General features: G+C 40.1%; 14 protein-coding genes. 4 read left to right on the forward strand and 10 right to left on the reverse strand.

What is annotated here, in order from left to right; all coding sequences use genetic code 11:
* The 5 genes from A3EO_RS0110180 to A3EO_RS0110200 all read right to left on the reverse strand — a co-directional run.
* Positions 1–234, reverse strand: a 234-nt coding sequence (locus tag A3EO_RS0110180) for an IS3 family transposase (RefSeq protein ID WP_018346485.1), incomplete at its 3' end; no start/stop codon positions are given.
* Between the two features lie 170 nt (positions 235–404).
* Complete coding sequence (gene bioC / locus A3EO_RS0110185) at positions 405–1,184, reverse strand: malonyl-ACP O-methyltransferase BioC (RefSeq protein WP_018347062.1); 780 nt, start codon at positions 1,182–1,184, stop codon at positions 405–407.
* Entirely contained in the window at positions 1,175–1,819 is a 645-nt protein-coding gene (locus tag A3EO_RS0110190; protein ID WP_018347063.1) for a DUF452 family protein, read from the reverse strand. Before A3EO_RS0110190 ends, bioC begins: the two co-directional genes overlap by 10 nt.
* A gap of 9 nt (positions 1,820–1,828) precedes the next feature.
* Positions 1,829–2,989, reverse strand: coding sequence for an aminotransferase class I/II-fold pyridoxal phosphate-dependent enzyme (locus A3EO_RS0110195; RefSeq protein ID WP_018347064.1), 1,161 nt, complete (start codon positions 2,987–2,989; stop codon positions 1,829–1,831).
* A gap of 82 nt (positions 2,990–3,071) precedes the next feature.
* On the reverse strand, positions 3,072–4,385 hold the full coding sequence (locus A3EO_RS0110200; RefSeq protein WP_018347065.1) for a porin: 1,314 nt from the start codon (positions 4,383–4,385) through the stop codon (positions 3,072–3,074).
* Between the two features lie 233 nt (positions 4,386–4,618).
* Between A3EO_RS0110200 and A3EO_RS0110205 the strand changes: the two genes are divergently transcribed.
* The 3 genes from A3EO_RS0110205 (at position 4,619) to A3EO_RS0110215 (ending at position 5,602) form a co-directional block, all read left to right on the forward strand.
* Complete coding sequence (locus A3EO_RS0110205; protein WP_018347066.1) at positions 4,619–4,909, forward strand: YfcZ/YiiS family protein; 291 nt, start codon at positions 4,619–4,621, stop codon at positions 4,907–4,909.
* A 161-nt stretch (positions 4,910–5,070) separates the two neighbouring features.
* Positions 5,071–5,325, forward strand: a complete 255-nt coding sequence (locus A3EO_RS0110210; RefSeq protein WP_018347067.1) for a type II toxin-antitoxin system RelB/DinJ family antitoxin — start codon at positions 5,071–5,073, stop codon at positions 5,323–5,325.
* Position 5,326: 1 nt separating this feature from the next.
* Positions 5,327–5,602, forward strand: a complete 276-nt coding sequence (locus tag A3EO_RS0110215) for a type II toxin-antitoxin system RelE/ParE family toxin (RefSeq protein ID WP_018347068.1) — start codon at positions 5,327–5,329, stop codon at positions 5,600–5,602.
* 136 nt (positions 5,603–5,738) lie between these two features.
* Here A3EO_RS0110215 and sstT read toward each other — a convergent pair whose 3' ends face one another.
* The 4 genes from sstT to greA all read right to left on the reverse strand — a co-directional run bounded on the left by sstT (position 5,739) and on the right by greA (position 10,816).
* Complete coding sequence (gene sstT, locus A3EO_RS0110220; protein ID WP_018347069.1) at positions 5,739–6,986, reverse strand: serine/threonine transporter SstT; 1,248 nt, start codon at positions 6,984–6,986, stop codon at positions 5,739–5,741.
* 173 nt (positions 6,987–7,159) lie between these two features.
* Complete coding sequence (gene rnd / locus A3EO_RS0110225; RefSeq protein WP_018347070.1) at positions 7,160–8,293, reverse strand: ribonuclease D; 1,134 nt, start codon at positions 8,291–8,293, stop codon at positions 7,160–7,162.
* Between the two features lie 130 nt (positions 8,294–8,423).
* A complete protein-coding gene (fadD, locus tag A3EO_RS0110230) occupies positions 8,424–10,121 on the reverse strand; it encodes a long-chain-fatty-acid--CoA ligase FadD (RefSeq protein ID WP_018347071.1) in 1,698 nt (565 codons plus the stop codon).
* A 218-nt stretch (positions 10,122–10,339) separates the two neighbouring features.
* Positions 10,340–10,816 (reverse strand): transcription elongation factor GreA, encoded by a 477-nt coding sequence (greA, locus tag A3EO_RS0110235; protein ID WP_018347072.1) that lies wholly within the window; start codon positions 10,814–10,816, stop codon positions 10,340–10,342.
* 166 nt (positions 10,817–10,982) lie between these two features.
* Here greA and dacB point away from each other — a divergent pair, with 166 nt between their 5' ends.
* Positions 10,983–12,446 carry a serine-type D-Ala-D-Ala carboxypeptidase gene (gene dacB / locus A3EO_RS0110240; RefSeq protein WP_018347073.1) on the forward strand — a complete coding sequence of 488 codons (1,464 nt, stop codon included), beginning with the start codon at positions 10,983–10,985 and terminating at the stop codon, positions 12,444–12,446.
* Between the two features lie 231 nt (positions 12,447–12,677).
* Here the strand turns inward: dacB and A3EO_RS0110245 are convergent.
* Positions 12,678–12,990, reverse strand: a 313-nt coding sequence (locus A3EO_RS0110245; RefSeq protein WP_018347074.1) for an RNA-guided endonuclease InsQ/TnpB family protein, incomplete at its 5' end; no start/stop codon positions are given.

Here is a 12,990-nt window from a genome sequence, read left to right on the forward strand (position 1 = left end):
TTCGAGAATTTTAATGCGTTGTTCAAGCTCTCGTATCCGTTGCTGTTCCGGTGATAAGGGCTTCGTTCCGGGCAATACATAGCCTTGTTTTTCTGCTTGGACTTGTTTTATCCAACGACGTAATGCCGTTTCGCCTATCCCTAATTCCGAACAGGCTTGGGCAACAGAATAACCTTGCTCGGTGACTAATTTTACCGCGGCAACTTTGTAGTCCGGGCTAAATGTTCTTCTCATCTTAATATCCTCTTTTTGTGATAGTTTACCACCTATTGAGGACTGCAAAATTAGTGTACCACTACATTCTTACACAAGTAAGAAAGTAGGTCGCCTTTAGGCGAAACCCAAACTTGCCATAAAAATTAACCAGATAAGTGGCACAATACCAAATCAATCAAACAGCAAACCTACCCTAAAGATTTCCCCACAACAAAATACATCGGCACATAACTCAAATAAACAGAGCCATCCGCCAACGCGTACCGCTGCTGATATGCTTGGCAAAATTGTTGCAGTTTTCCTTTCGTCCACATCGTTTTCTCAACTGCAGTTACGCCGGTTGCTTTTAAATGACGTAACACCGTCAGTGGCGAGTCAAATCGTAAGCGGATGGTTTCTGTGGATAAATGCTCCAATGCAAAGTAAGGTTTCAGCCACTGTTGCCACTCGGCCGCTGTCGGATAGGATAAACCGACTCCGGTTAATGTGCTGATTTCCATTAAGTTATTTGGCGCAAAAGTGTTAAATAACAGCATCCCATTAACATTAAGATGCTGCGCACATTTCGCTAAAAAAGCGGCTTTATGATGTAACCACTGCACTGTTGAAGCGGAAATAATCAGATCATACGGTTGCGTTAACGTTAACTGCTCAATATCACCGCCGATAAAACGCACCTGTTCGACATTAGCATACCGATTTTGCTGTAAGCCTTGTCGCACATTATCGCTAAAATAAAGATCGTTCAGCGCCAATTCGGTTATTTTGACTGCTTTTATTAATCGTTCGGTTAAATCTCCTGTGCCACAGCCGATCTCCAACACACGCTCAAACTGATGTCGTCCGCTCGTCTGCAATAACTCAATCAAACGTTGATTAATTTTCTGCTGGGCTATCGCCTGTTGCGCATAACTGAATTGTGCCGTTTGAAAACGCTTTGCTACCTGTTCTTTATCAATCAGTGCCATAATTGTTGCCATTGCTGAAAATAAGGAAAAGCATAATGTCCGGCTTCAATTCTTTTAATTACACAACGAGGTTGCCAATAAGTTTGTTGATTAATCACTGGGAAAATATAATCCTGTGTTGCAATCCACGCCTGATGCCACTGAAATGTTACCGCTGGTCGCTGCTTGATTTGTTGAGCAAGAAATGACAACTCTCGTTGTATATTTTCTAATGAGCGATAATCCGGCAATTGTTGATATTGAGCCAACAGCTCTCGACTTTGACACATTCTACGTTCAAATTTATTTCTTGTAGTAGTATTTAAATTATCTAATGTTCCCTGAAAGATATCCGTCGGAATACCAAATAGATCATCATTCGGTTTAGATGTGCCATTAATAGCAACCGCTTTATGAATGGCGACATTCTGCAATACTTGTTCTGCCACCCAAACACCCATTGACCACGCTACTAAATAGATGTCGTTATAAGCGGAAAAATCAAATTGCAACTGTAAATCCTGATAGTCGTAACAGATCAATAAATCAAAATTTTGTGGTATTTGTAGATGCGCTACCGCACTAGGTGGCGTTCCCCAACCTGCAAAATAGAGAATTAAATTCGAACCTTGTTGTTCAATAAACTCTGTTTTCATCTAAAATCCTTATTGTAATTCTTTCAATGTTTTCATTAATTCAACAATTTCCTCTTCATTAATTGCAGCTGTTAATGAAAAACGAATGCGCGCCGTTCCTTTTGGTACTGTCGGTGGACGAATAGGCAATGCATAAAAATGATATTGCTGTAAACGATGAGCAATCTCTAATGCTCGCTGATTTTCACCAACAATATAAGGCACAACATTCGTTTCGCTCGGCATCGGCAAGTTCAACTCATCTTGAATAAAATTTCGTAACTGTTGACTTATTTTAACTAAATGTTGGCGACGGTCGTGAAAACTAGCAAGTTTTTGCCAAACAAAATAGCTCCAAGCTACATTAAATGGAGGCAAAGCGGTGGAAAAAATCAGCGGTCGCATCGTGTTAATCAAATAATCTTTTACCTCTTGCTCACATACAACAAATGCTCCTGTTGAAGCGAGTGCCTTGCCAAACGTGCCGACTAAAAAATCAATCTGATTGATGTACCCCTGCTGTTCAGCAATACCAAGCCCCTTTTCACCGAAAACTCCAACAGCGTGAGCTTCATCAACATACAATAAAACATTATCATATTGCTGTTTCAGCGCTGTTAATGCCGATAAATCAGCAACATCGCCATCCATACTGAACACACTTTCTGTCACAATAATAATACGTTGATAATCTGCCGCCACTTTTTGCAAAATATTCGACAAATGTTGGTAATCATTATGACGATAACGCATCCATTTGCATTCAGCCAGACGAATACCATCAATAATACTGGCGTGAACAAATTTATCCGCCACGATCAATGTATGTCGATCAGTTACTGCTGGCAAAATACCGATATTGGCGTGGTAACCGCTATTAAATAATAGACAGGCTTGGCGTTGATAATCTTGTGCAATGCATTGTTCCAAGTCTTCATAAATCGGGAAATTTCCAGTTAATAATCTTGAGGAAGAACTGGTTAACGGCAATAACTGTTGTGAGATTCCCGCCAAAAATTGCGTTAAAATTTGTGGTTCTGCCGCAATACCTAAATAGTCATTAGAAGAAAGATTTAATAACTTATCCCCTTGTCGCACAATCCACTTACCTTGATGTTCAATTTGTGGAAATGCTCGTCTTTGCTCAATTTGACTTAATCGTTTTAAATTTTCACTAAAAAAAGAGGTCATTCGTAATCCTTATCATTTTTTAGCTATATATAACAAAAAAGGCTGAACAATGTCAGCCTTTGCTTTGAAATTTATTGAAAATTTAGAAACGGTAGTTTAATCCTAAGCCATATAAAGTAGCACTTGATTTAGAACTAATATTGGCTGTTGCAGGAACTTTAACATTTAAACCATTTAATGATGTATCTAAAATCATATCTGTTTCACTAAAACTTAGATTTCTACCCTTAATATATGCAAATCCTGCATCAAGGGATAAATTAGGTGTAAAACGATAAGTAGCGCCGATAGTATACCAAGTACGATCTGTATCAGGGATAGACATTGAGTGATAACCTTTACTTACCGCTGTTTCATCGTGTGCAATACCGGTACGTAAAGTTAAAGCATCATTAACATCATAAATGAAACCTAATGCAATACGAGTGGTATCACTAAAGTTTTCTGCTTTTTTGAATAACTCTAAATCTTCTCTATATGCTCTCAACTCAGTAAATCTACTCCACTCAGTCCGTTTAATACTATAAGTTACTGCAAATTTAGGTAACACTTTATGATATCCAGCAATTTCCCAATATGCCGGTAATGGAAGCGTCAATTTACCACCACCAATTTTAGGATTGTTAGGAATATCAGAGCTAAAATCACCATCAAACTTAATATCAACGTGAGAATGATATGCTAAACCGATACGGTTATTTTCATTAAATTCATAAACTAGACCTACATTCCAACCATATCCCCACTTATCGCCTTTTAATTTAGCAGCTACAGTATCTGAACCAGGAACCGACTTAAAATATTGGCTAGCAGCTCCTAAATTACGTTCAATGGTTGCATCTGCATATACCGCATTAACACCAGCACCTAAGCTTAATTTATTGGTAACTCGATATGCACCGCTTAAGTTGAAATTCAAGGCTGTTAAATCTGTTTTACCACCAAAATAACCAGCGTTGTATCCGGAATTAAATTCTGTTGCTAATCCATAATTAACATTAATACCACCACCCACTGCAAAACGATCATTAATTGGATAAACCGTATACAAATAAGGCAGAAGAGCCTTCGCAGCAATATCATTATGCCCGGCATCTACTTCTTGAGAAGCTGGAACAAGCCCACCTAACGCAGGACCTACATATGTTTTTCCCTTTAAATCAATATTCGGACGAACATAAATACCACCAATGGAAATTTCAGGCTGTTTAAAGAAAGTCATTAATGCTGGGTTGATTGCCACTACAGAAGCATTTTCCGCCACTGCCGCATCCCCCGCATAAGCACGGCCTAAACCGGAAGTTGAGGTTTCATGTAATTGGAAAGCAGAAGCAAACGATCCTTGAGATGCAACTGCAACCAAACTTGCAAGTAAAGTTTTTGAAAGTAAACGCATTAATTAGTTTCCTTATTATTTATTGATAACTAGTGCCAATTTAAGAGCTTGAATCTTATGCAATATCACACCATAACTCAACACAATAAGGATTTAAAGCGAAGTGATTAGACCAGTCAACCTTGAAATCAGCTTGATATAGATCAAATTAAATAAACTCTCAACGGTTTTCTTGCAACATCGTGTTAAAATAAATTTGTTTTTTTATCACTTTTTTTGAATTGGAGTTATTTATGAGTCAAATGAAATGTAAACCTGAAGAAGCAAAAGTTTGTTGTTGCGTTGATGTCGGCACAGTGATCGATAATGAAGACTGCAGCGTTGATTTTGCTCAAGTTTATGCCTCTGAAGAACAAGCACAGCAAGCACTTGACTATTTAACTGAAAAAGCAAAAGCAGCCGAAAGCGAACCTTGCAAAATCACAAATGAAATTTCTCAAGTTGACGGCGGTTATCAATTAAAAGCAGAGTTTAATTTCTGTTGTCAAGCGGAAGCGATGATTTTCCAGCTTTCCACTCGTTAATTTTTAACCACTCAAATAGCAATCTACTTTTTATTGTTATTTAACTTATCTAATATTGCCCGATCGAAAGTTCGGGCTTTTTGTTATATTGAGTTTAAAAGTTGCGTTCGTGCAGTATTGTAATTACAATATTGCACTAACAACTTCTTAAGGAGCTTTTAATGAACAGTAATTTAACCGTCCGCATCGATCAACATATCAAAGAACTTGCATCAGCTAATGCAAAACAACTGGGTTTAGACTTATCAACTATTATCAGAATGCTTTTGACTCAACTCGCCGCAAAAGGCACTCTCCCTGAAGGATTGGTAGAACCAAACAGTGAAACATTACAAGCCATTTATGAATTGGAAAATGGCATTGGCGTATCCCATTACAATAGTGTGGAAGAGCTAAAAGCAGACTTAGGTTGGTAATATGTTCACGCTTGAGGTTTCCAGTAAATTCAAAAAAGATGCCAAACGTTATAACAAAGATGCTAATGCGAAAGCAATTATTACAGAAGTGATTTCATTACTTGTTTCCGGAGAACCATTACCGCCAAAATACAAAGAACACGCTTTAATCGATAATTATGTCGGTTATTTAGAATGCCACGGACGACCTGATCTACTTTTAATTTATCAACGAGATATGAAAAATGGCGTGATTAAACTTTATCGTGTCGGATCTCACGCACAACTTTTTAAATAATAGAGAAAAACACTTAAAGCGGATAATCTGATAACGCCAGCACTTTTGTTCACTATGCCTTGTTTACTATACCAAAAGAAAAATGGAGTGAAATTTATTCCACTCCATTTATTCCTCACAAAATAATTATCAACAATTAAGCTTTGCTTTTGCGCTCTTCCTCTTTACAAGCCGCCGCTGTGAAGATTACGTCTGTAGAAGAGTTTAGTGCGGTTTCGGTTGAATCTTGTAACACACCAATAATAAAACCAACCCCTATAACTTGCGCCGCAATGTCGTTTGAAATGCCGAAGAGGCTACACGCTAAAGGAATGAGTAACAATGAACCGCCGGCAACACCGGACGCACCGCAAGCACAGATACTGGCAACCAGACTTAATAACAATGCGGTCGGTAAGGTTACTTCAATGCCTAAAGTATGTACTGCCGCTAAAGTTAAGATAGTAATAGTAATGGCAGCACCGCCCATATTAATGCTTGCGCCTAATGGAATGGAAACGGAATAGGTTTCTTCTTTTAAGCCCAAACGTTGTGCCAATTCCATATTAACCGGAATATTCGCCGCAGAACTACGGGTGAAGAAAGCGGTTAAACCGCTGACACGGATACAGGTCCAAACTAATGGATATGGGTTTTCTCTGGTTTTCCAGAACACCAAAATCGGATTGATGACGAAAGCAACAAATAACATTGAACCGATTAATACCGCCAACACTTGGATATAACCGCCCAATGCCGATAAACCTTTGTCTGCCAAAGTGCTTGCTACTAAACCGAACACCCCGATTGGTGCAAATGCAATCACCACTTTTACCACCATAGAAACGGCTTCGGAAATATCCAACAGTAAATTTTTGGTAGTGTCAGAAGCGTGGCGTAATGCAACGCCAAGACCGATCGCCCACGCCAAAATACCAATAAAGTTAGCGTTGAAAAGCGCATTGAACGGATTGTCCACCACGTTAAAAATTAAAGTGCTCAACACTTGAGTCACGCTTTCCGGCGGTGCGATAGATTTTTCCGCATCCCCCAACGCTAATTCGGTCGGGAACAAGAAACTGGCAACCACCGCCACCAATGCGGATAGAAACGTGCCTAATAAATATAAATAGATAATGCTTTTTAAGTTGCTTTTCTCACCGACTTTACGGTTGGCAATGGCTGCAATAACCAATACAAAAATCAAAATCGGAGCAATCGAACGCAACGAACGGACAAAAATTTGACCAAGAATGCTAACATTTTCTGCCAAATTTGTGCCCAACATTGGTTCTAAATAAGGAGAAATCAGTGCTAAAAATATCCCTAATACAAGACCGATGGCAATCCTTTTAACTAACGAGCCTTGAAACAGTAACGCTGTAAAACGAGATGAAGTAACCATAATTTATAATTTTCTATCTGTTGTGTTGAAAATTAAGAGATCTTTGATCTCCGCCCAGCTTTAAGATAGCGGAAAATATAAATTATGCAAATAAAATAATCTAAAAATAACTTTTTTTCTCTTTCATTATATTTTTTACAAAAAAAGATATGCTTTTTTAGAAAAAATCCGGTTCAGTTCTCACTTTCCATCGCTGCTTTAAGGCTATGCAATAATTTTTCGCCATAAACCGCACGCCAACCGCACAGCAAATCCGGTAATTTTTGCTTGGATTGCCCCACCCAATACCATTTTAGAAATTGGTGCAGTGCTTTTTTGCTTGCCACAAGTTGTAACGGTACTTTATTTTGTAGCATTGCTTTTAACTCTTTATGCAGTAGATTTAAATATTTCTTGTAATGTGGACGTTCCGAAATATTTTCAATTAAATCAGGGTATTGCTCCGGTGGCACACGTTTTGCCTGTTCCAACAGCAACAGCAGTTTTTTGCCATATCTTTTGATCTCCATCGGATGCAAACCCAAATCCAATAACTGTGCGGTATGAACAGGCTCGTGAATTGCCATTTGAACCAAGCCTTCACTACTGACAATAAAATTCAACGCAATATTGCGTTTTATGCCCTCCTGAAAACGCCATTTCGCCAAAAATTTCAAATTATTCAATGCTTTTCGATTTAAACGCCAAGCATTACCAATATCCAAATAAGCCTTTTCCGGTGAAGTTTGACGACAACGTTTTTGTGCAAACAGCTCACACTCCTGTTGAATCGCTGTTTTCCACTCTGAACTTGCCATTGCCGCCGCCATTTTTTGGTAAATCGGCAACAAATAATAGACATCCGCCGCTGCATAATTAAGCTGTCTTTCACTCAATGGGCGCTTCAACCAATCTGTTCTTGACGCTTTTTTATCTAACTCGACCTGTAAATAATGTTGCGCCAATAGCGCAAAACCGGCTGATTGTGGGAAACCTAAAAAATTCGCCATAATTTGCGTATCCAACATCGGCGTTGGAATTTGCTGAAATTGTTGATGAAAAATTTCAATATCTTCACCGCTGGAGTGCAGAATCTTCAACACGTTGGCATCGGCAAGCAGCGCAATAAAAGGCTGCCAATCGGTGATGGTGAGAGGATCAATCAAAGCAACATCTGCGCCAAAATAGAGCTGAATCAAGCCCAGTTTGGCATAATAACTGCGCACACGCTCAAATTCCGTATCCAATGCCACCACCAAATAATGCCGAGCCTGTTCGCATAACTGCTTTAATTGTGCATCTTGTTGAATAATTTGATAAGAAATCATACTGCTGTTTATCTTTCAAAAAGAAAGGCATAAACCTTATGCCTTTTGTATTACTATTTGCGAAAACTGTCTTAATAAGTAACGCTTTGATTGTCATCTTCAGCATTTGCTGCTGCGATGACAATGCAAACTAACTTTGGGCTGCCGCTTTTTCGCGTTTAGCCAACTCTTCATCACGCACCACACGACGCAAAATTTTGCCGACATTGCTTTTCGGCAATTCGTCACGAAACTCAATTTCTCGTGGAATTTTATAACCGGTTAAACCGCTGCGGCAGTGTTTCCGCAACTCTTCGCGAGTTAAACTTTCATCTTTTTTCACGACAAAGGCTTTAATAATCTCCCCAGAAACCGGATGCGGAACGCCGATAACCGCGGCTTCTGCCACTTTCGGGTTCAACATAATCACATCTTCGACTTCGTTCGGATAAACATTAAAACCGGAAACAATGATCATATCTTTCTTACGATCGACAATCCGCAACTGGTAGTCATCATCCATTTCAACAATATCGCCGGTCGCCATCCAACCATCTTTTAACACCGCTGCGGTTTCTTCCGGTTTGTTCCAATAACCTTGCATCACTTGTGCACCTTTCACCCAAAGCTCACCCGGCTGATTGAGCCCAAGTTCATTGCCGTTATCATCCATAATTTTAATATCGGTATCCGGCACCGGCACCCCGATCTTACCGGCGTGTCCGGCAAAATTCGCCGGATTACAGGCGATCAGCGGTGAACATTCGGTCATTCCATAACCTTCCAAAATATGACAACCGGTTAAATCATACCAACGCTGCGCAATCGCTTTTTGCACCGATACGCCACCACCAACGGTCAATCTTAATTGTGAAAAATCGACATTTTTCAGCTCTTCCTGCTGCAACAACGAGTTAAACAAGGTGTTGACGCCGGTAATTGCAATCGGGCGATAACGTTTTAACTCTTTGATTAAATTAGGCAAATCGCGAGGATTGGTAATTAAAATACCGGTCAGCCCGAAATCAATAAACAATAATGCGTTCACAGTTAGAGAGAAAACGTGATACATCGGCAAAATAATGGTGGCATAACGATTATTGCCGGCTTTCACAAAAGGTTCTGCCAACCATTTCGCCTGCGCAATGTTATAAACCATATTGCCGTGTGTGAGCATTGCCCCTTTCGCCACACCGGTTGTACCGCCTGTATATTGCAGAAATGCAAGATCTTTTTTACCAATTTCCGGACGAATATATTGACGATATTTGCCGACTCTTAACACTTCGCGGAAAGTGACAGCGTGCGGTAACTTATACTTCGGCACCAATTTTTTGATATATTTCACAACGAAATTAACTAAAGTGCGCTTCCCGAATGAAAGCTGATCGCCCATTCTGGTTAAAATCACGTGCTTAACATCAGTATTGAACACCACTTTTTCTAAGGTTGAAGCAAAGTTGGAAACCACCACAATCGCCGCTGCACCGCTATCTTTGAGCTGATGTTCTAATTCTCTCGGAGTATAAAGCGGATTAACATTCACCACCACCATACCAGCTCGCAAAATACCAAACAGTGCAATTGGATATTGCAACAAATTCGGCATCATCAATGCAACGCGATCACCTCGCTCCAACTTCAACTCATTCTGTAAATAAGCTGCAAATGCTCGGCTACGCTCTTCTAATTTACGATAAGTTAAAACTTGCCCCATATTGACATAAGCCGGTCTGTCCGGATGTTCTCTTACTGCTTTTTCCAACATTTCTACTAAAGAAGATAATGCCAACGTATTCGGATCCATTCTTGATTCAGCCGGATAATTTTTTACCCACAATCTATCCATTTTCTTATCTATATCATCGTTCTAGTTAAAATTCGGTCGCTATCTTATCACAGAATTTACAAAATTTTTATCACGAATGCGTTCACTGATCAGCAATCAACATCAATAAGAGGGTTATTGGTTATACAGATTGGATTAATGAGAATCAGTTTGATGAGTTTTATCCAAAAATACGCCCGCTTCAAATGAAAACGGGCAATCCTAAAGCTAAGAAGGTATTAACGATATTCTACACTGATAATATCAAATTCAACTTTACCGCCAGGGGTTGTAATCGTGACATTATCATCTACTTCTTTACCGATTAAACCACGTGCAATCGGTGAATTGACAGAAATCAGCCCTTGCTTAATATCAGCTTCATCATCACCAACGATTTGATAAGTTACTTCGTCATCGGTTTCCACATTCACTAACACCACTGTTGCACCAAAAATCACGCGTCCGTTATTCACAATTTTTGTTACATCAATAATTTGCGCATTCGACAATTTTCCTTCAATCTCTTGAATACGTCCTTCACAAAATCCCTGTTGCTCACGGGCAGCGTGATATTCTGCATTTTCCTTTAAATCGCCGTGTTCACGGGCTTCGGCAATTGCTTTAATAATCTCTGGGCGACGCACATTCTTTAAATAATCAAGTTCTTCACGTAAAAGATTAGCACCGCGTACTGTCATCGGAATTTGTTGCATTATTTTGATCCCTTTTAACGTATTAATTAACAGTCAAAACAAAACCACATAAGCAATAAACATTGTACTTATGTGGCAAAAATAATAAATTGTGATTTACGAAATCAACGAGAGCTATTATTATTTACCGCATTGCAAAAAATATCAATATTAAAAACTCGTTGTTATGATCTCCTCTACTTCAATCAGTACATATATCCGTAAATCTTTAAAATATCTTTTTCCGGCATTGAGTTGTGCAATATTCAGTCAATCTGCAATTGCTACAGTTGATGTCGCCCAATTAGTGCGTGAACTGCCAAAAGGCGCAAATGTGACGATCGCTGCCAAAGATCTTGCTACCAACCAAGCCGTTGCCGATTATCAAAGTGATATGTTTATGTTGCCGGCAAGTACGCAAAAAGTGTTTACCGCCATTGCAGCAAAACTGTTGCTAACCGATCAATTCCAATTTCAAACCAGTTTATTAACCAACGGCAAAATTGAGAATGGGCATTTAAAAGGCGATTTAATTGTCAAATTCAGCGGTGATCCGGATTTAACCAGTGGTCAGCTGTACAGCCTACTCGCCACCTTAAAAAAACAGGGCGTTCGCCAAATTGATGGTGATTTAATTTTGGACACCTCCATTTTCGCTTCACACGATCGTGGCTTAGGCTGGATTTGGAACGATTTAACAATGTGTTTCAATGCGCCGCCGGCAGCGGTAAATATTGATGGCAACTGCTTTTCGGTCAACATTGATGCCAGTGGTTCGGTCGGCAGTTTGGTTCGCATTGATGTGCCTTCACAATATCCGATTCAGATGTTCAGCCAAGTTTATATCGTCAGCGATAATGAAGCCGGTTATTGCCAATTTGATGTGGTCAGCAACGACAATAATCGCTATCAGCTCAAAGGATGTATTCGCCGTCAACCGAAAAAATTCGGCTTAAGTTTTGCCGTGCAGGATACCGACAGCTATGCGGTAGCGATTTTGCAAAGAATGTTGAAAAATCTCGGCGTTGCATTCAGTGGCCGCGTCCAACTGCCGTTCCAACCGCAACAAGGCACGGTTTTAGCCACTCATCAATCTAAAGCCTTGCCGGAACTATTGAAAAAAATGATGAAACATTCCGACAACCAAATTGCGGATGCGTTATTCAGAACCATCGCTTATTACTACTATAAACGCCCGGCGACCTTCCAGTTAGGCGGTATGGCAGTGAGAAGCATTTTAGAGAAAAACACCAATATCCGCTTCGGCAACAGTGTCATCGCTGACGGCTCAGGGCTTTCACGCCAAAATCTGATCAGCGCTAATACAATGTTACAGGCATTGGAATACATTGCTCGCAACGACAACACGCTCAAATTAATGCAGACTTTCCCAATCGCCGGCGTTGACGGCACTATCAGTGGCAGAGGTTCATTGATCAGTTCACCATTAGTAAAAAATGTCATTGCTAAAACTGGTTCACTGAAGGGAGTTTACAACCTCGCTGGTTTCCTCAACAACGCCCGTGGTGAAAAAGTCGCATTCGTTCAATTTATCAACGGCTACTCCACCGGTGATTTGGAAGATAAAACCAAACGTGCACCGCTAGTCCGTTTTGAATCACAGCTTTATCGTGCGATTTATGGGGATTAGTTTTTATTTATCTTTTTAAAATTAAAAAGAAAATATTTTTTATTGAGGGATTAAAAAATGCTGAAAAAATATTCAAAGTCATATCAAATTTGACATCCTCCCCGCCCTAAAGGACGGGGATTCCTACCAGCTCCCACGCCTTGCGTGGGCTACTCTCGGTGGGTTCTTGCTGCTGACCTCTAACGAGGTTCACTTCACAAGCGCGACGGCGATGTCCTCGCCTGCTTTTCATTATGCCTGAACGATTGCTCGCCCACGCGCTAAAACATTCATCGCACCAACCACGTCCGCATTTTCTGTGTAGCCACACTCTACGCATTCAAAATGTGCTTGCGTTTGGCGATTTTCTTTTGAGATATGACCACAACAAGGGCAAGTCCGACTGCTGTTTTGCGGCGGAACGGCAACCAAAAATCCGCCTTGCCATTGGGTTTTGTAGTCCAACTGACGGCGAAATTCAAACCACGATTGGTCGAGAATGGCTCGATTTAATCCTGATTTTGCGGCTACATTCTTGCCGTGTTGCTCTGCTGTGCCTTTGGCG

The organism is Gallibacterium anatis DSM 16844 = F 149 (assembly GCF_000379785.1).
Classification (GTDB): domain Bacteria; phylum Pseudomonadota; class Gammaproteobacteria; order Enterobacterales; family Pasteurellaceae; genus Gallibacterium; species Gallibacterium anatis.

Bases quoted from the DNA above. Each gene is read 5' to 3' on its own strand.
- A3EO_RS0110195 (WP_018347064.1), bottom strand. From the start codon at position 2,989: ATGACCTCTTTTTTTAGTGAAAATTTAAAACGATTAAGTCAAATTGAG.
- sstT (WP_018347069.1), bottom strand. From the start codon at position 6,986: ATGGTTACTTCATCTCGTTTTACAGCGTTACTGTTTCAAGGCTCGTTA.
- A3EO_RS0110210 (WP_018347067.1), top strand. From the start codon at position 5,071: ATGAACAGTAATTTAACCGTCCGCATCGATCAACATATCAAAGAACTT.
- A3EO_RS0110205 (WP_018347066.1), top strand. From the start codon at position 4,619: ATGAGTCAAATGAAATGTAAACCTGAAGAAGCAAAAGTTTGTTGTTGC.
- A3EO_RS0110200 (WP_018347065.1), bottom strand. From the start codon at position 4,385: ATGCGTTTACTTTCAAAAACTTTACTTGCAAGTTTGGTTGCAGTTGCA.
- bioC (WP_018347062.1), bottom strand. From the start codon at position 1,184: ATGGCACTGATTGATAAAGAACAGGTAGCAAAGCGTTTTCAAACGGCA.
- fadD (WP_018347071.1), bottom strand. From the start codon at position 10,121: ATGGATAGATTGTGGGTAAAAAATTATCCGGCTGAATCAAGAATGGAT.
- A3EO_RS0110190 (WP_018347063.1), bottom strand. From the start codon at position 1,819: ATGAAAACAGAGTTTATTGAACAACAAGGTTCGAATTTAATTCTCTAT.
- dacB (WP_018347073.1), top strand. From the start codon at position 10,983: ATGATCTCCTCTACTTCAATCAGTACATATATCCGTAAATCTTTAAAA.
- rnd (WP_018347070.1), bottom strand. From the start codon at position 8,293: ATGATTTCTTATCAAATTATTCAACAAGATGCACAATTAAAGCAGTTA.
- A3EO_RS0110215 (WP_018347068.1), top strand. From the start codon at position 5,327: ATGTTCACGCTTGAGGTTTCCAGTAAATTCAAAAAAGATGCCAAACGT.
- greA (WP_018347072.1), bottom strand. From the start codon at position 10,816: ATGCAACAAATTCCGATGACAGTACGCGGTGCTAATCTTTTACGTGAA.